Raw genomic sequence first — 16,838 nt, 5'->3', positions numbered from 1 at the left:
GAAGGTTCCTTCTGTGGTGAATGCGTGGTTGAAGGGAAGCGGACTCAGGCGGTGCGGCGCACGGGCACGGCCTCGCGCTGCTCCACCTGCAGCGTGGCGGCCGCCGTGGCGCCCTGCGCCACCTGCAGGCCCGCGACGTAGCCGAAGGTCAGTGCCGGGCCGAGCGTGATGCCGGCGCCCGGGTAGTTGCCGCCCATCACGCTGGCCGCGTCGTTGCCGACCGCGTAGAGGCCCTTGATCGGCTGGCGGTTGACGTCGAGCACGCGGGTCTTCTCGTCGACCACCAGGCCGGCGAAGGTGCCGATGTCTCCGACCACGAGCTTGATGGCGTAGTAGGGGCCGTGCTCCAGCGGCGCGACGCAGGGGTTGGGCGTGACGTTGGCGTCGCCCTGGTAGCGGTTGTAGGCCTTGCTGCCCTTGCCGAACAGCGGGTCGTCGCCGGTGCGCGCGCCGTCGTTGAATTCCTTCACCGTGGCCTCGAGCACCGCGGGCGCGATGCCGATCTGCTGCGCGAGCTCGCCGATGCTGGCGCCGTGCTTGAGGTAGCCGCTCTTCAGATGCCGGCCGATCGGCAGCGGCGCCGGTGCCACGCAGCCCAGGCCGTAGTCGCGCAGCGCCTTGTGGTCGCACAGCAGCCAGGCCGTGACCTCGGGCTCGCCGGCGCAGGCCTTGACCATGGCCTGCACGAAGTCGTGGTACGAGTTGCCCTCGTTGGCGAAGCGCTTGCCCTTGGGCGTGACCGCGATCACGCCGGGCTTGGCGCGGTCGATGAAGTGCGGCATCACGCCCTTGGTGCCGTCGGGCCGGGTGGTGACCGAGGCCGGCACCCAGGCCGCGGCATGCGGAATGCTGCCGTCGACGCGGCCACCCACGGCTTCGGCCAGGCGCAGGCCGTCGCCGGTGTTGGTGGAAGGCGATGGCGAGTAGTGCTCCTTGCCGGTGGGCGCATGCGGAAACAGTTGCTTGCGGCGCTCCACGTCATAAGGAAAACCACCGCAGGCCAGCACCACACCGCGCTTGGCCACCACGCGCACGCTCTTGCCCTCGTGCTGCACCACCGCGCCCGAAACACCGTCGTACTCGACCACGAGCTTCTTCACGGGCGAGGAGAGCCACACGGGAATGTTCTGGTCCATCGCGGCCTTGGCGAGCCGGCCCGCGAGCGCGTTGCCGTTGGTCAGGGTCATGCCGCGGCCATGGCGCAGCACGTCGAGGAAGTGCCGGCTCAGCCGCTTGGTCACGTACCAGAACGAGGTCGGCGACTTGAAGGCCCGCATGAAGTGTTTGATCTCGGGGCCCGAGCCCAACATCATCCCGAACACCGTGAGCTCGGGCAGCGGCGGCGCGAGCTGCTTGATGCGCGGGCCGAGCTCGCGGCCGTCGAAGGGGCGCGTGACCATCGAGCGCCCGCCGGGCTGGCCGCCGGGCGCCTCGGCGTGGTAGTCGGGGAACACCGGCGGCATGTCGAACTGCACGCAGGTGTTGCGCGTGAAGAAGTCGATCGCCTTCGGGCCCATCTCGAGGAAGGCGCTCACGCGCGCCGCGTCGAAGTGGGTGGTGGTCTCGTGCTTCATGTAGTCGAGCGCGGCGCCGGCCGGCTCGTGGATGCCCTGCTCCGTGGCCAGGCGCGTGCCCGGGATCCACAGCCAGCCGCCCGAGCGCGCGGTGGTGCCGCCGAAGCGCGGCTCCTTCTCGACCACCAGCACCTTCAAACCCTGCGACGCCGCGGTGATCGCGGTCGCCATGCCCGAGGCGCCGCTGCCGACGACGAGCACATCGCATTCCAACGTGTTCTGTTCCATCTCTGCCTGTTGCCTTGTTTCTGTAGGACTTAAGTTGCGGCGAAGTTTAGGCAGCGACATTGATATGGTCAAGCCGTTTAGTTACTATCAGATGATCAGTCATGGTCGATTGAGCACGACAATATCAGTAGAAACCCTGATGGCTATACTCGCCCCCACTCTCAACCCCCACGCCGGGCGCCCCATGGAAAAGCCGAGACGTGGCATCCAATCCGTCGAAATAGGAACCCAGCTGCTCGTCGCCCTCGGGCGGCATGTCGCGCCCATGGCCTTGCGCGACCTCGGCAAGGCCGCCGGCGTGCCGGTGGGCAAGGCCCATCCGTACCTGGTGAGCTTTCTCAAGGTCGGCTTCGTGGTGCAGGACAGCGCGGGCCGCTACGAGCTGGGCCCGCTGGCGCTGCAGCTCGGACTGGCCAAGCTGCAGCGGCTCGATCCGATCAAGGAGGCCTCGCCGCTGATCGAGGCGCTGGCCTCGGAAACCGAGCAGAGCATCGCGGTCGCGGTCTGGGGCAACTTCGGGCCGACCGTGGTGCGGCTCGAGGAACCGATCCATCCGCTGCACGTGAACCTGCGCACCGGCACCGTGATGTCGCTGGCCTACACGGCCACGGGCCGGCTGTTCGCGGCCTACCTGCCGCCCAAGGTGGTCGAGAAGATGATGGTGGACGACCTCGCGCGCCTGCGCGGCCCGGCCGGCGGCCGCGGCACCGAGGAGCTGTCGCAGTCGCAGCTCGAGGCGCTGCTGGTGGAGACGCGCATGCACGGCATGTCGCGCACCCTGGGCCAGCCGATCCCGGGCATCGACGCCTTCTGCGCGCCGGTGTTCGACTCGACGCACAACATCGTGCTGGGCATCACCGCGATGGGCCCCGAGGCCACCTTCGACAGCGACTGGGAAGGCCGCGTGGCGGTGCCGCTGCGCGCCTGCGCGCTCGAGATCTCGCGCCGGCTCGGCTACGTGCCGCCCGAGGCGCCCGCCTCGCGCGGCTGAAGATGTAGGCACCTGCCCACGCACGGTGCATCGGTTCTCTTGCAAGGCGCGGCCCTCGCCGCGTGTGAATCTGCAAGTCATTCACTACACAGGAGAACCTTCATGAAAAGCCTCATCCTCTGGGCCTGCGGCGTGCCGATCACCGTGATCATCGGCCTCAAGATCTTCGGGATCCTTTGAGCCGGGCTCGCGCCCTCCTCTTTACGTTTGCTCTTCCTCTACTCCTCCGGTGCCTCGCGCACCGATGCGCGTCCCTCGGGACGCGCTTTTTTTTGGCGCGCCTCGCGCCTCTTCAATCCGGCAAGACGCGTGCGGTTACTGGGCAGGCTCGGGCCGCATCCGGCCTAGACTGCGCCGCATGCATGCCCACTCGTCGCTCCACGCCGCGCCGCGCCGCTTCGGCGCCTGCATGCCGGCGTGCGCATGGATGACGGCTGCGACCCCGCCAACGCTCGCACATTCCTGAGCCCGGCGGTCCGCCTCCTTCCCTTCACCTTCAACGCAAACCATCGACCGCCGGGCCCCCGCCCTGCGTGACTGCGCCCCCGTCATCGAGGGGCGCGTTCGAATGGAGTGCGTCATGCATCACCCCCAGGTTCAGCGGGAGCACGTGCGTCCCGACGGCAACGCCGCAGCCGGCACGCCTTTTCTTCAATCCATCCTCGCGCTCACCGATCTGTCGGCGCGCGGCCAGCACGCGGTCGAGCGCGCCGCGCGGCTCGCGGCGGACCATGGCGCGCTGCTCAAGCTCATGTACGCGCCCGCGAACCTCGAACCGCTCGCGCATGCCGAGGCGGCCACCGAACTCGCGGGGCTGGCCCGCGCCCTGAGCGCGCGCTTCGGCGTGCTGGTCAAGCAGGTGGCGGTATCGAACGGCGGCCTCGCGCAGGTCGTGGACGAGGCGCGCCACGCCGACCTCGTGGTGCTGCGGCACGAACGCGACCGGTCGCCCGGCGCCTTCTTCACGGGCCAGCCCGTGGAGCGCCTGCTGCGGCGGCTGCGCTGCCCGGTGCTCGTGACGCGGCTGGCCGCGCGGCCGCGCTACGGCCGCATCCTGGTGGCCGTGGACTTCACGCCCGCATCGCACGAACTCGTGAGCATCGCCCATGGCCTCGACGCCCACGCGTCGCTGGAGCTGTTCCACGCGCTCAACGCGATGCACGAAAGCAAGCTGCGCTACGCCGATGTCTCGGACCACGCCATCAGGACCTACCGCCACGACTGCCAGCGGCGGGCGCGCGAGCGGCTGTTTTCGCTGACCGATTCATCGAGCGCGCGGCGCAACCGCGTGCTGTCGACCCTCGGTCGCGGCGACCCGGCGCGGCAGGCCACGGTGCAGCAGCAGCACGCACGCGCCGATCTGCTCGTGGTCGGCAAGCGGCGCGCCCATCCGCTCGCCGATTTCTTCGTCGGCAGCGTCGCGCAGCGCGTGCTGTGCTGGGCCACGGGCGACGTGCTGGTGGTTCCGACCGATCGGCGCGACGAGGCTGCCGCGGTCGCCATGCCGCGCAAGCTGCAGGCGCTTCGCTGAAGACCCGCTCAGTGCGTGTCGCGACGCAGTTGCTGCACGTCCTCGTGCAGCGTCTGCGCCCAGGTGCGGCGCTCGCGGCTGTACGAGGACTGCGGCTCGCCGAAGCGCACGATGGCCAGCAGCGGCGGCGCGCGCAGCGTGTTCCACAGCGAGGTGGCGAGGTTGTCGTCGTCGATGTAGCGCGGCGCCTGGCTGGTCTCGCCGGTGGCGGCATCGGCGAAGCGCAGCGCGGCCGGCACCACGGGCGCGCCCGAGGAGATCGCGGCCTGCAGCAGGTTGGCGTGGAACGGCAGCAGGCCGCGGCCGTCGCTGGTGGTGCCCTCGGGGAACACCGCGATCATGTCGCCGTTGCGCAGCGCGTCGGTCATGTGGTGCACCACGCGCAGCGCGTCGCGGCGACGTTCGCGCTCGATGTAGAGCGTGCCCGCGCCGCTCGACAGCGTGCCGATCAGCGGCCAGTGCTTGACGTCGGACTTCGACACGAAGCGCACGTGGCGCGCCGCGTGGATCACCGTGATGTCGAGCCACGAGAGGTGGTTGCAGATCAGGAGCACCGGCCCGTGCGCGGGCGGCGTGCCCTGCACGCGCAGGGTGATGCCCATGATCTCGAGCATGCGCGCGGCCCAGGCCTGCACGCGCGCGTTGCGCTCGGCCTGGTCGAGGCCCGGGAAGGTGAAGCGGATGGTCCACCAGCCGCCGACCGCATGCGCGATCGCGTGCAGCAGGCGGCGCAGTGCCTTGAGTGAATGCAGCATCGGCCCGACCGCCTTCTTCCTGTTGTTGTCGTCGTCGTCGCGCGCCGGAACGCGTCAGCCGTGCACCACGCGCCCGGCCACGAGGGTGTGGCGCGCGCGGCCCTGCATCGGATAGCTGGCGAACGGCGTGTACTTGCCCTGGCTGCGCAGCGCCTCGGGCGTGACCTGCCATTCGAGCGCCGGATCGAAGACGCACAGGTCGGCCGGACCGCCGACCGCGAGGCGGCCGATGCCGGCGCAGGCTTCGGTCGCGGGCAGCAGCCGCGCGGGCGCGCTGGTGATGGTCTCGAGCGCGCGCGCGAGGCCCGCGCCGCTGCGCTCGCCCCATTGCAGCGCCAGCGGCAGCAGCAGCTCGAGGCCGGTGGCGCCGGGCTCGCTCTCGGCGAACGGCAGGTTCTTGGCATCGGCCTCGACCGGCGTATGGTCGGACACCAGCGCGTCGATGGTGCCGTCGGCCAGCGCGGCCGAGAGCGCGTCGCGGTCGCCCTGCTGGCGCAGCGGCGGGCTCAGGCGCGCGCGGCTGTCGAAGTAGCCGATGTCGGTGTCGGCCAGGTGCAGCGAATTGATGCTGACGTCGCAGCTCAGCGGCAGGCCCTCGGCCTTGGCGGCGCGCACCAGCGCGAGCCCGGCGGCGCTCGAGAGCCGGCACAGGTGCACGCGCGCCTTGGTGCTGCGCATCAGCTCGACGATGGTGAAGATGGCGATGGTCTCGGCCGCCACCGGCACGCCGGCGAGGCCGAGCCGGGTGGCGAGCGGGCCGCTGGCGGCCACGCCCTTGCCGAGGTCGCGGTCCTGCGGGCGCAGCCACACGGTATAGCCGAAGGTGCTCGCGTAGAGCATCGCGCGTTGCAGCACCTGGGTGTCGGCCAGCGGCACGTCGGCCTGGCTGAAGCCGACGCAGCCGCGCTCGGTGAGCTCGGCCATCTCGGTCAGCACGCCGCCGGCCAGGCCGCGCGTGAGCGCGCCGAGCGGGAACAGCCGCGCGCCCGGCAGCTTGCCGGCGCGGAAGGTCAGCATCTCGACCAGGCCGGGCTCGTCGAGCACGGGGTCGGTGTCGGGCGGGCACACCAGGCTGGTGACGCCGCCGGCCACGGCCGCGGCCATCTCGCTGCCGAGCATGCCTTCGTGTTCGTAGCCGGGCTCGCGCAGCCGCGCGGCGAGGTCGACCAGGCCGGGCGCGACGATGCAGCCCGTGGCGTCGATGGTGCGCTCGGCGGTGAAGCCCGCGGGAATGGCGCCGATGCCGGCGATCTTGCCGTCGGCGATGGCGATGTCGGCTTGTTGGTCGACGCCCGACGCGGGGTCAACGACGCGGCCGTGAGTGACGAGGATGTTCATGGGACAGGCTGGAAAGCGGGTTGACCGGACGCGGAGGACGCGAAGGTTTCGCGAAGGACGCGAAAGAATTCAAGAGAAATTTCTGGTTTTCCTTTTGCGAACTTCGCGAAACCTTCGCGTCCTTCGCGTACGGATGTCCGATTGCTCATGCTTCGTTACCGGCCACGATGCTCATGACCGCCATCCGCACGGCGATGCCGAAGGTGACCTGCGGGAGGATGACGCTCTGGCGGCCGTCGACCACGGCCGAGTCGATCTCGACGCCGCGGTTGATCGGGCCCGGGTGCATCACGATGGCGTCGGGCTTCGCGAGCTGCAGCTTCTCGGGCGTGAGGCCGTAGGTCTTGAAGAACTCCTGCGACGAGGGCAGCAGCGCGCCGCTCATGCGCTCGTTCTGCAGCCGCAGCATGATGACCACGTCGCAGTCCTTGATGCCTTCCTCCAGCGTGTGACACACGCGCACGCCCATGCCGGCCATGTCGCCGGGCACCAGGGTCTTGGGGCCGACCACGCGCACCTCGGCGCAACCCAGCGTGGTGAGCGCATGGATGTCGGAGCGCGCCACGCGCGAATGCAGCACGTCGCCGACGATCGCCACCGTGAGGTTGGCGAAGTCCTTCTTGTAGTGGCGGATGGTGTACATGTCGAGCAGCCCCTGCGTCGGGTGCGCGTGGCGGCCGTCGCCGGCATTCACCACGTGCACGTGCGGCGCGACGTGCTGCGCGATCAGGTAGGGCGCACCCGACTCGCTGTGGCGCACCACGAACAGGTCGGCCGCCATCGCGCTCAGGTTGGCGATGGTGTCGAGCAGCGACTCGCCCTTGCTCGCCGAGGAACGCGCGATGTCGAGGTTGATGACGTCGGCCGACAGCCGCTTGGCCGCGATCTCGAAGGTGGTGCGGGTGCGCGTGCTGTTCTCGAAGAACAGGTTGAACACGCTCTTGCCGCGCAACAGCGGCACCTTCTTCACTTCGCGGTCGCTCACGCTCGTGAAGTTGGCGGCGGTGTCGAGGATGTGGGTGAGGATGTCCTTGGGCAGGCCCTCGATCGACAGCAGGTGGATGAGCTCGCCGTTCTTGTTGAGCTGGGGATTGCGCTTGTAGAGCATGGCTTACTTGCTTTCCTCGACCTGGAGGCTGAAGGCGCCGTCGTCCGCGCGCGCCAGCGCCAGCGACTGCGAATGGGGCAGCGCGAGCGTGGTGGCGGCGAAGTCGGCCGCCACCGGCAGCTCGCGCCCGCCGCGGTCGACCAGCACCGCCAGCCGCACGCAGCCCGGACGGCCGAAGTCGAACAACTCGTTGAGCACGGCGCGGATGGTGCGGCCGGTGTAGAGCACGTCGTCGAGCAGCAGCACGTCGGCGCCGTTGACGTCGAAGGGCAGCGCGGTCTGCGCGCTGGCCGAGAGGCCGCGGCGCGCGAAGTCGTCGCGGTGCATGGCCGAGGAGATCACGCCGGGCGCGCCGGCCAGGCCCAGGTCCTTCTGCAGCCGCTCGACCAGCCAGGCGCCGCCCGAGGTGATTCCCACCAGCCGGGTGTCGGGGCGCAGCAGCGCGCGGACGCCGGCCAGCAGTTGCGTGTAGAGCGCCTCGGCGTCGGGAATGGCGGGGGTGGAACTCACGGAAGACTCCTCAAGAATTGCTCCAGGATGATGCAGGCCGAGGCGGCATCGGCATCGCGCGCGCCCTGGGAGAGCGCCTCGGTGGTGCTGTAGCGCTCGTCGACCTCGAACACCTGCAGGTTGAAACGGCCGCGCAGCTGGCGCGCGAACTTCTGCGCGCGCCGGGTGTTCTCGTGCGCGGCGCCGTCGGGATGGAAGGGCACGCCCACCACCAGCGCATCGGGCTGCCACTCGCGGATGCGCGCCTCGACCTGCGCGAAGCGGGCATCGGCGCCTTCGGCCTTGATGGTGGCCTGCGGCGTGGCGCCGCGCAGCAGCCGGTTGCCGCTCGCCACGCCGGTGCGCTTCTGGCCGAAATCGAAGGCCAGGAAGCTCTGGAAATGGGCGGGAACGGGAGGGGGAACGGGGCTGGAAGCTGGCGCGTCGGGCATGGCCGTGGCGTTCACGCATGCCCCGCGTCGGGCGAAAGCTTCCAGGCCTCCAGGCCCAGCAGCAGCAGCGCCTTGTCGTAGCGCTGGTCGATGGGGGTGTCGAAGATCACGGCCGGGTCGGCGCCCACCGTGAGCCAGCTGTTCTCGGCCAGTTCGGACTCGAGCTGGCCCTCGCCCCAGGCCGCGTAGCCCAGCGAGACAAGCACCTTGCGCGGGCCGGCGCCCGTGGCCAGGGCCTCGAGCACGTCCTTCGAGGTGGTCATCTCGAGGCCGCCGGGGATGGTCATGGTCGAGGCGTAGACCGATTCCTCGGGTTTCTCGGACTCGGTGAAGACCGGCTCGTGCAGCACGAAGCCGCGCTCGGTCTGCATCGGGCCGCCCTGGAAGACCGGGGCTTCGCCGAGCTCGGGGCGCGCGAGGTGCAGCTCGATCTTCTCGAACAGCACCTTGAGGTTGATGTCGCTGGGTTTGTTGATGACCAGGCCCAGGGCGCCGCGCTCGCTGTGCTCGCACAGGTAGACGACGCTGCGGTTGAAGGTCTTGTCTTCCAGGCCCGGCATCGCTATCAAAAAGTGATGCGTCAGGTTCATCGGGGCAGAATCGGAAGCCATATGCCTCCGATTTTACTGGCCGTCGACAAGACCTACCCCAAAGGGCTCATGTGGTTCCGCCGCGACCTGCGCGTGGACGACAACGCCGCCCTCTACCACGCGCTGCGAAGCTGCCGCCAGCTGGTCTGCGTTTTCGTGTTCGACACGGCGATCCTCGACCCCCTGCCGCGGGTCGACCGGCGGGTGGAATTCATCCGCGAATCGCTGCTGGAGCTCGACGAGGAGCTGCGCGCGCTCGGCGGCGGGCTGATCGTGCGCCATGCGGCGGCGGCCGAGGAGATCCCGGCGCTGGCGCGCGCGCTCGAGGTGCAGGCGGTGTTCGCCAACCGCGACGACGAGCCCGAGGCGCTGGCGCGCGACGCCGGCGTGTTCGGCGCGCTGGCCAATGCGGGCGTGAGCTTCCACACCCACAAGGACTCGACGATCTTCGAGCGCGACGAGCTGATGACCAAGACCGGCCAGCCCTACACGGTGTTCACGCCCTACAAGCGCGCCTGGCTGGCCAAGGTCGACGACTTCTTCCTCAAGTCCTACCCGAGCCGCGGCCATGCCGACGCCCTGGTGCCGCCGCCCGAGGGCTGGCGCGCGCCGGTGCCCTCGCTCGAGGCGCTGGGCTTCGGCAAGAGCAACCTCGGCACGCTCGAGATCCCGACCGGCACGCGCGGCGCGGCGATCCTGTTCGAGGACTTCTTCGAGCGCATCGACCGCTACGAGGCCGCGCGCAACTACCCGGCGGTGCGCGGGCCCAGCTACCTGGGCGTGCACCTGCGCTTCGGCACGGTGTCGATCCGGCAGGTGGCGGGCGTGGCGCGCCAGCTCTCGCTGCAGGGCGACGCGGGCGCCGCGACCTGGCTCAGCGAGCTGATCTGGCGCGACTTCTACTTCCAGATCCTGGCCCACTTCCCGCACGTGCACGAAAAGGGCGAGTCGAAGAGCTTCCGCCCCGAGTACGACAAGATCCAGTGGCACCACGGCAAGCATGCCGACCAGCTGTTCGAGGCCTGGTGCCAGGGCCGCACCGGCTATCCGCTGGTCGACGCGGCCATGCTGCAGATCAACCAGAGCGGCTACATGCACAACCGGCTGCGCATGGTGGTGGCGAGTTTCCTGTGCAAGGACCTGGGGCTCGACTGGCGCCGCGGCGAGGCCTACTTCGCGCTGCACCTCAACGACTTCGAGCTGGCGTCGAACAACGGCGGCTGGCAATGGGCGAGCTCGAGCGGCTGCGACGCGCAGCCCTACTTCCGCATCTTCAACCCGGTGACGCAGAGCGAGCGCTTCGATCCCGACGGCAAGTTCATCCGGCGCTACCTGCCGCAGCTCGCGGGGCTGTCGAACGGCGCGATCCATGCGCCGTGGACGGCGACGCCGGTCGAGCTCGAAGCCGCGGGCGTGAAGCTCGGCGACAACTACCCGGTGCCGGTGGTCGACCATGCCGAGGCGCGCGAGCGCACGCTGCAGCGCTACGCGGTGGCGCGCAGCAAGGCGCTGGCGAAGAAGTAGCGCCGGCCGCCCCAAAGGAAAAGCCCGGAGGCTCCTCGCCGTCCGGGCTTTTTTTTCGCGGGGCGCGCGCCTCAGGCCGCCGCGAGCGTCGCCGTGTCGCTGGTGTAGGCCCGCACCAGCCGCAGCAGTTCCTCTTCGGAGTAGGGCTTGCCGAGGTAGTGGTTCACGCCGAGGTCGCGCGCGTAGTCGCGGTGCTTCTCGGCGATGCGCGAGGTGATCATGATGATCGGCAGCTCGGCCAGCGCCGCGTCGCCGCGGATGTTGCGCGCGAGGTCGAAGCCGTCCATGCGCGGCATCTCGATGTCGGACAGCACGACCGCCGGGCGTTCCTGCTGCAGCCGCTCGAGCGCCTGCAGGCCGTCGGCCGCCAGCGAGACCCGGTAGCCTTCGCGCTGCAGCAGGCGCTGCGTGACGCGGCGCACGGTGATCGAGTCGTCGACCACCAGCACCAGCGGAATCTGCGGCACCACGGGCGCCAGCGCCGCGGCCGGGTCCTGCCCGTGCGGGCCGCGCGCCTCGTCGGCCGCCGCCACCGGCTGCGCCAGCGCGGCAGCCTGGCGTGCGCGTGCCTGTTCGCCATGCACCGCGGCCAACGCCACCGGGTTGTAGATCAGCGCCACCGCGCCCGAGGCCAGCACCGAGATGCCCGCCAGGCCCGGCAGCCGCGCCAGTTGCGGCCCGAGGTTCTTGACCACCACTTCCTGGTTGCCCAGCACTTCGTCGACGTGCAGCGCCACGCGCTGCGCGGCGCTGCGCACGATCACCAGGGTGTTGGTGCGGCCCGCGATGTGCTCGCTGCGCGGCGAGGCCTGCAGCAGCGCGCCGCCCCAGTAGAACGGCACCTGTTCGCTGCCGAACGGATGGGTGTCGTGCAGGTAGGCCGATTCGAGGTCGGTGGCGTTCACGCGCTGCACCAGTTCGACCAGGTTCGACGGCACGCCGATCGACACCTCGCCGAAGCGCAGCATGACCACGTGCGTCACCGCGGTGGTCAGCGGCAGCACCAGCTTGAAGGTGGTGCCCTGGCCCGGCTGGCTGCGCGTCTCGATGCGGCCGCCGAGCGCGGCGACCTGCGCGCGCACCACGTCCATGCCGATGCCGCGGCCCGCGAGTTCCGACACCTGGCCGGCCGTCGAGAAGCCGGGCCGGAAGATCAGCTCGGTGGCCTCCTCGGGCGTGAGCGCCTGGTCGGCCGCGAGCAGGCCCAGCGAGCGGGCCCGCTCGGCGATGCGCTCGTGGTCGAGGCCGGCGCCGTCGTCGCGGAAGCTCACCGACACGTCGTTGCCCTCGTGCGCGAGGTCGATCACGATCAGGCCGCTGGCGTCCTTGCCCGCGGCCTCGCGCCGCGCGGCGTCCTCGATGCCGTGGGCCACGCAGTTGCGCAGCAGGTGCTCGAAGGCCGGCGTCATGCGGTCGAGCACACCGCGGTCCATTTCGATCGAGCCGCCGGTGATGTCGAGGCGCACCTGCTTGCCGGTGTCCTTGGTGGCCTGGCGCACCACGCGGTAGAGGCGGTCGGAGATGCCCTCGAACTCCACCATGCGCGTGCGCAGCAGGCCGCGCTGCAGTTCGCGCGTCTGGCGCGCCTGCACGCTGAGGTCGTCTTCCGTCGCCTGCACCGTCTTCTGCAGGGTGCGCTGCACGGTCGCCACGTCGTTCACCGACTCGGCCATCATGCGCGTGAGCTCCTGCACGCGGGTGAAGCGGTCGAACTCCAGCGGGTCGAAGCCCTGCTGCGAATCCTTGGCCTGCGCCAGCCGCGACTGCATCTGGCTCTCGGCCTGCACCTCGATGTCGCGCAGCTGCTGGCGCAGGCGGTCGAGGTTGCCCGTGAGGTCGGCCAGCGAGCCGCGCAGCGAACCGAGTTCGGCCTCGAGCCGCGAGCGCGTGATGATGACCTCGCCGGTCTGCGCCATCAGGCGGTCGAGCAGCTGGGTGCGGATGCGCACGGCCTGGCCGACCGGCGCGCGCAGCGGCGCGAGCGTGGCGGGGGCCGGGCGCACCGGCGCGGACGTGGCGGCCGCCGGTTCGGCCTCGGTGTCGGCATCGACCGCGGCGATGGCGTCGTTGGCGGGCTCGGCGCGCAGCTCGGGATGCGCGACGGGCGTCGCGGTGGCTTCGGCCACGCGCTGCGCCAGTTCGACCTGGGTCGCATCGTCGGCCTCGCGCAGCGCATCGAAGGTGGCCTGCAGCGTGTCGAGGCGCGCCAGCAGCTTCTCGATGTCGGAACGCTCGACGTGGCCCTGCGTGCCCAGCAGCTCGATCTCGGATTCCATGCGGTGCGCGCGCTCGCCCAGGCGCATGGCGCCGGCCAGCCGGGCACTGCCCTTGAGCGTGTGCAGCGTGCGCAGCACCGCGGTGCGCGGCGCGCCGTCGTCGGGATGGTGCGACCACTGGCGCAGCGCCTCGCCGAGCTGCGGCAGCAGTTCGGCCGCCTCTTCCTCGAAGATCGGGAACAGGTCGACGTCGACCGCGTCGGCCAGGTCGATGGCGTCCTCGGAGTCGTCGAGCGCCACGTCGGCGCCGCCTTGCGGCGACACCACCTGCAGCGGCGCGCGCGGCTCGTCGTGCGCGAGTTCCTCGGCGTAGGGCGAGGGCATCGGCGACGCGGCGATGTCGCGCAGCGCCTGCAGCGTCTGCTGCGAGGGGTCGCGCAGCAGGCCGACCGCGAACTGGTGCAGCAGGCGGCGCAGCTCGTCGGCCGCGGCGACCAGCACCATGCCCTGCTCGCGCGTGCCGCTGCCCTGCATCTGCAGATGCTGCAGCGCGGCCTCGAAATAGCGCGCCATGCCCGACAGGCTGTGGAAGCCGACCGTGGCCGAGCTGCCGGCCAGCGAGTGGGCCAGCGCGATGGTCGAGTCGGCCACGCGTTCGTAGGGCTGCAGCGCCCACTCGCCGACCTCGGTGGCGAGCTGGCGCGACCACTCGTCGGCCTCGTTGAGGTAGACGTTGTAGAGCGCGATGCCGATGCGCAGCGGGCCGATCACCTTGACCTGGTCGTCGGCGCTGCCGCCCACGGCCACTTCGAGCGGTTGCACCACCGGTGCCACGGGTTCGGGCTCGGCGGCGGCCGGCGCCTCGGCGACGGGCTCCGCTTGTTCCGCTTCCGTTTCCGTTTCCGCTTCGGCCTGCACGGCCTGTTCGGGCTGGACGGGTGCCACCGGCGGCAGGGCCTCGGACGCGATGTCGACCAGCGCGGCGGTCTCGGGCGCGGCCGGTTCGGGCGCGACCGTGGCGGCCTGGGCGAACTCGGCCGGTGCTTCCACGGGCTCGAGCTGGATCTCGGGAAGTCGATAGGCTCGGCCTTGCCGACATCTCCGACATCGCCGGCTTGGCTGGCTTCGCGCAGCGGCAGCGGCTCGGGCGCCCAGTCGAGGTCGGGCAGCGCGGGCGCCTCGGCCTCGGCGCGCTCGGCCGAGGCTTGCGCGGCGTCGATCGACAGCGCGGAGGACGGCAGCTCGGCGGACAGGCTGGCGGCCTCGATCGCGGCCTCCTCGGCCGGCTCGCTCGCCTTGGCGGCAGCGCCGATCGGTGCCAGGAAATCGAAGTCGATGCCGTCGCTCAGCGCGGTCGGCAGCGGCGCCGGCGCGGTGGACGAAGGCTCGCGGGTCTCGAAGTCGAGGAAGTCGGTGGAGACGAAATCGTCGTCCTCCGGACCGGCGTTGCGCGCCTCGGCCCGCGGCACGTCGGAGGTGTCCGAGGCGTCGGCCGGTTCGAGCGACAGATCGGGCAGGTCGGGCAACTCGGGCAGCGCCAGCGCGGCGGCGGTCGACAGCGAGGGCTGCGGCGGCAGTACCTCGAGCGGCGCCGGCGAGGTGGGCAGGGGATCGGCGGCGATCTGACGCGCCGCGATCGCGAGCGTCTCGGCGTCGGCCACGCGCGGCGGCGCGGTGGGCACCGGCTCGCCGGCCAGCAGGGCCTCGGCCAGGCGGCTGAACGGCGCCGACTGCCAGCCATGCGGCGCCGAGGCCGCGATGTCCTCGACCCACAGGCCGAAGTCGCGCAGCGCCTGCTGCGTGCCGGCCAGCAGCTCTGGCGTGGCGGGACGCTGGTCGGCGAGCCAGGTGTTGAGCACCTGCTCGAGCGACCAGGCGGCATCGCCGAAGTCGGTGAGGCCGACCATGCGCGAGCTGCCCTTGAGCGTGTGGAACGCGCGGCGCAGCACCGTCAGCGCGTCGGTGTCGTCGGGGCGGCTGCCGAGCGCGGTGATCGCGTTCTGGCCGTTGTGCACCACCTCGCGCGCCTCGTCGAGGAAGATGTTCTGCAGGTCGTCTTCCTCGAGCTCCGTGACCTCGGTGTCGGGCAGCGCGGCGGGGCCGACGATCTTGGCGGTCCAGCTGTCGGCCTTGCTGCTGAATTCCTCGATCGGCGAAGGCTTGGCCTTGCGCGTCGGCGTGGCCAGCGCGGCCAGCTTCGACGCGATCTGGGCATCGACCTCCTCGATGCTGAGCAGCGGCTCGGCGGCCGGCGCGGCCGCGCTTTCGGCCGCCTCGGCCTCGACGGCCTGGCGGCCCATCAGCGGCTTGAGCTCGCCGATCTCGGCGTCGAACACGAACAGGCGCTTGGCCAGCGCGGGCTGGTAGCCCAGCATGTCGATCAGGAAGCCGAGCGCGCCGAGGTTGTTGCCCAGCGCGTCGAAGCCGGCCATCTCGTCGGCCGGCGAGGCGCTGCCCACCATGGACTCGACGTCGTCGCGCATGCGCTGCACGGTGCTCGCGGCCTGGTCGAGGCCCAGCACCGAGAACACGCCGCGCATCTGCTGCAGCTGGCTCGGCACGGTGCGCAGCAGGCCCTTCTCGCCGGGGCGGCGGAAATACTGGTCGAGCGACTTCTCGAGCTCGCTCAGATGGCTGCGCAGCTCGTCGACCACGGTGCCCATGGTCTGGCGGTCGCTGACGCGGCGGTACAGGTCCTCCATCCAGGGCTCGAGCGGCTCGGAATGGCCGCCCGCGCGCACGCGCTCGATGCGCCCGGCGAGCTTGAGCATGCGCTGGGTGAGCTGCGGATCGCTGGGGTCGAGGTCTTCGAGCGCGGCCTCGAGGTAGAGCACGGAGGTCGCGACTTCCATCGCGAGCTCGGTATCGGGCGGCTGGCCGCTGCGCACCGAGGCGTCGACGGCATGCGCGAGCGCCTGCACCATCGGCTCGCTCGGCGGATGCAGCCGGTGCAGCGATTCGCCGAGCTGGGCGAAGGTGTCGGCCACCTGGCGGGTGCGCGTGATGTCGCCGCCCGAGAGGCCCGACCACATCTCCTTGGCGGTCTCGATGCGCTTGCGGGCCTGGGCCAGCACCAGCGGGTCGAAGCGGCCGAACTGCTCGACCGTGTAGTCGACGCGTTGTTCATGCGCGATGCCCCAGGCCGTGCGCACGCTGCGCAGGGTGGCGGCTTCGTCGCGCGCGGTGGGCACGGCCTGGGCGCAGAAGAACAGCAGGTCCTGGCCGAGCCGGTCGGACACCACGCTGTCGCCGCGCGCGAGCGTGGCGTACTGCAGCAGCACGCGCGAGGCGGCGCGCTTGACGTAGCTGTCGGCGGGCACGAGGCCCAGCGCCAGCGCCTCGAAGAAGCCGGCCGCCAGGGTCCAGAAGCTGGCCACGCGCGGCAGCAGCGCGCCGCGGCCGAGCCCCAGGCACAGCGCCTGCAGGCGGCGCGCGGCCTGCGGGTCGCCGGTCTTGACCAGTTGCAGCACCTCGCGGTCGAGCCGCGAGCGCACCGAGGGGTCGTAGGCCAGCGAGGCCTGCGTGAGCGCGGGACGGATCTCGACCCAGCGCCAGCTGGCGCTCCAGAGATCGGCCGGATGCACGCGCTCGTTGCCGACCAGTTCGAGCACCTCGCGGTACTGCGGGAACAGCGCGATCGAGGACACGTTCTTGCCGGCCAGCAGCGCCTGCAGGAAATCGGTGACGGCGAAGCCCGCGCGCTCGATCTTCAGCGCGGCGCTGTCGGTGCAGCGCTGCGGTTCGGCCACGAAGCCCTGCACCGCGAACTCGATCGAGCCGAGCACCAGCGCGGGCGCGTTGTGGCCCACCATCTGCAGCGCGCCGACGGCCTGGTGCAGTTGCTGGCGCGCCATCTGCAGCGGGCCGCTCTCGATCTCGGCCGCGTTGCCGACGTCGCGCGCGAAGCGGCGCAGCGACTTGCCGACGTTCTCGAGCGACTTCTGGATTTCTCCGAGCACCCAGGCCAGCGGCCCGAGGTCTTCGGTGGCCGGCGGATTGCCGGCGAGGGGGGCCGCGACGGGGGATTGGATAGCCACCTTGG

Annotated in this window: 10 protein-coding genes and 1 pseudogene; 3 read left to right on the top strand and 8 right to left on the bottom strand. The window is 71.0% G+C overall.

Annotated features, from left to right (window positions below; all coding sequences use genetic code 11):
• Nucleotides 1-44: 44 nt before the first annotated feature.
• Nucleotides 45-1,862: an FAD-dependent oxidoreductase gene (locus tag ACHMXE_RS15795; protein WP_395350129.1), complete on the bottom strand. Its 1,818-nt coding sequence runs from the start codon at nucleotides 1,860-1,862 to the stop codon at nucleotides 45-47.
• 124 nt (nucleotides 1,863-1,986) lie between these two features.
• Here ACHMXE_RS15795 and ACHMXE_RS15790 point away from each other — a divergent pair, with 124 nt between their 5' ends.
• Both ACHMXE_RS15790 and ACHMXE_RS15785 read left to right on the top strand, forming a co-directional pair.
• Complete coding sequence (locus ACHMXE_RS15790; protein WP_203202907.1) at nucleotides 1,987-2,793, top strand: IclR family transcriptional regulator; 807 nt, start codon at nucleotides 1,987-1,989, stop codon at nucleotides 2,791-2,793.
• Nucleotides 2,794-3,373: 580 nt separating this feature from the next.
• The gene (locus ACHMXE_RS15785) at nucleotides 3,374-4,324 is read left to right on the top strand and encodes a universal stress protein (protein WP_395350127.1); all 951 of its coding nucleotides are present in this window, start codon (nucleotides 3,374-3,376) and stop codon (nucleotides 4,322-4,324) included.
• Between the two features lie 8 nt (nucleotides 4,325-4,332).
• On the opposite strand, the gene ACHMXE_RS15780 is transcribed toward ACHMXE_RS15785, so the two are convergent.
• The 6 genes from ACHMXE_RS15780 to ACHMXE_RS15755 form a co-directional block, all read right to left on the bottom strand.
• Nucleotides 4,333-5,079 carry a 1-acyl-sn-glycerol-3-phosphate acyltransferase gene (locus tag ACHMXE_RS15780; RefSeq protein WP_203202909.1) on the bottom strand — a complete coding sequence of 249 codons (747 nt, stop codon included), beginning with the start codon at nucleotides 5,077-5,079 and terminating at the stop codon, nucleotides 4,333-4,335.
• A 54-nt stretch (nucleotides 5,080-5,133) separates the two neighbouring features.
• Nucleotides 5,134-6,417, bottom strand: a complete 1,284-nt coding sequence (locus ACHMXE_RS15775; RefSeq protein ID WP_203202910.1) for a dihydroorotase — start codon at nucleotides 6,415-6,417, stop codon at nucleotides 5,134-5,136.
• A gap of 145 nt (nucleotides 6,418-6,562) precedes the next feature.
• The gene (locus ACHMXE_RS15770; protein WP_209543667.1) at nucleotides 6,563-7,525 is read right to left on the bottom strand and encodes an aspartate carbamoyltransferase catalytic subunit; all 963 of its coding nucleotides are present in this window, start codon (nucleotides 7,523-7,525) and stop codon (nucleotides 6,563-6,565) included.
• A gap of 3 nt (nucleotides 7,526-7,528) precedes the next feature.
• Nucleotides 7,529-8,035, bottom strand: coding sequence for a bifunctional pyr operon transcriptional regulator/uracil phosphoribosyltransferase PyrR (gene pyrR / locus ACHMXE_RS15765; RefSeq protein WP_203202912.1), 507 nt, complete (start codon nucleotides 8,033-8,035; stop codon nucleotides 7,529-7,531).
• Complete coding sequence (gene ruvX, locus ACHMXE_RS15760) at nucleotides 8,032-8,466, bottom strand: Holliday junction resolvase RuvX (protein WP_057590892.1); 435 nt, start codon at nucleotides 8,464-8,466, stop codon at nucleotides 8,032-8,034. Before ruvX ends, pyrR begins: the two co-directional genes overlap by 4 nt.
• An 11-nt stretch (nucleotides 8,467-8,477) precedes the next feature.
• Nucleotides 8,478-9,077, bottom strand: coding sequence for a YqgE/AlgH family protein (locus ACHMXE_RS15755; protein WP_203202913.1), 600 nt, complete (start codon nucleotides 9,075-9,077; stop codon nucleotides 8,478-8,480).
• On the opposite strand from ACHMXE_RS15755, the gene ACHMXE_RS15750 reads away from it, so the two are divergent.
• Nucleotides 9,078-10,580 carry a cryptochrome/photolyase family protein gene (locus ACHMXE_RS15750; RefSeq protein ID WP_395350125.1) on the top strand — a complete coding sequence of 501 codons (1,503 nt, stop codon included), beginning with the start codon at nucleotides 9,078-9,080 and terminating at the stop codon, nucleotides 10,578-10,580.
• 71 nt (nucleotides 10,581-10,651) lie between these two features.
• Here the strand turns inward: ACHMXE_RS15750 and ACHMXE_RS15745 are convergent.
• Nucleotides 10,652-16,833: pseudogene (locus ACHMXE_RS15745) on the bottom strand (Hpt domain-containing protein).
• Nucleotides 16,834-16,838 lie beyond the last annotated feature (5 nt).

The sequence above is a fragment of the Variovorax sp. UC122_21 genome (assembly GCF_044056785.1).
In the GTDB taxonomy this organism is placed as follows: domain Bacteria; phylum Pseudomonadota; class Gammaproteobacteria; order Burkholderiales; family Burkholderiaceae_C; genus Variovorax.
Note: the sequence above shows the minus strand (reverse complement) of the source record. Positions and strands in the feature narration are given on the sequence as shown.

Coding starts and splice junctions, on each gene's coding strand:
- ACHMXE_RS15795 (WP_395350129.1), bottom strand. CDS start 1,862: ATGTCGCTGCCTAAACTTCGCCGCAACTTAAGTCCTACAGAAACAAGG.
- ACHMXE_RS15790 (WP_203202907.1), top strand. CDS start 1,987: ATGGAAAAGCCGAGACGTGGCATCCAATCCGTCGAAATAGGAACCCAG.
- ACHMXE_RS15785 (WP_395350127.1), top strand. CDS start 3,374: ATGCATCACCCCCAGGTTCAGCGGGAGCACGTGCGTCCCGACGGCAAC.
- ACHMXE_RS15780 (WP_203202909.1), bottom strand. CDS start 5,079: ATGCTGCATTCACTCAAGGCACTGCGCCGCCTGCTGCACGCGATCGCG.
- ACHMXE_RS15775 (WP_203202910.1), bottom strand. CDS start 6,417: ATGAACATCCTCGTCACTCACGGCCGCGTCGTTGACCCCGCGTCGGGC.
- ACHMXE_RS15770 (WP_209543667.1), bottom strand. CDS start 7,525: ATGCTCTACAAGCGCAATCCCCAGCTCAACAAGAACGGCGAGCTCATC.
- ruvX (WP_057590892.1), bottom strand. CDS start 8,466: ATGCCCGACGCGCCAGCTTCCAGCCCCGTTCCCCCTCCCGTTCCCGCC.
- ACHMXE_RS15755 (WP_203202913.1), bottom strand. CDS start 9,077: ATGGCTTCCGATTCTGCCCCGATGAACCTGACGCATCACTTTTTGATA.
- ACHMXE_RS15750 (WP_395350125.1), top strand. CDS start 9,078: ATGCCTCCGATTTTACTGGCCGTCGACAAGACCTACCCCAAAGGGCTC.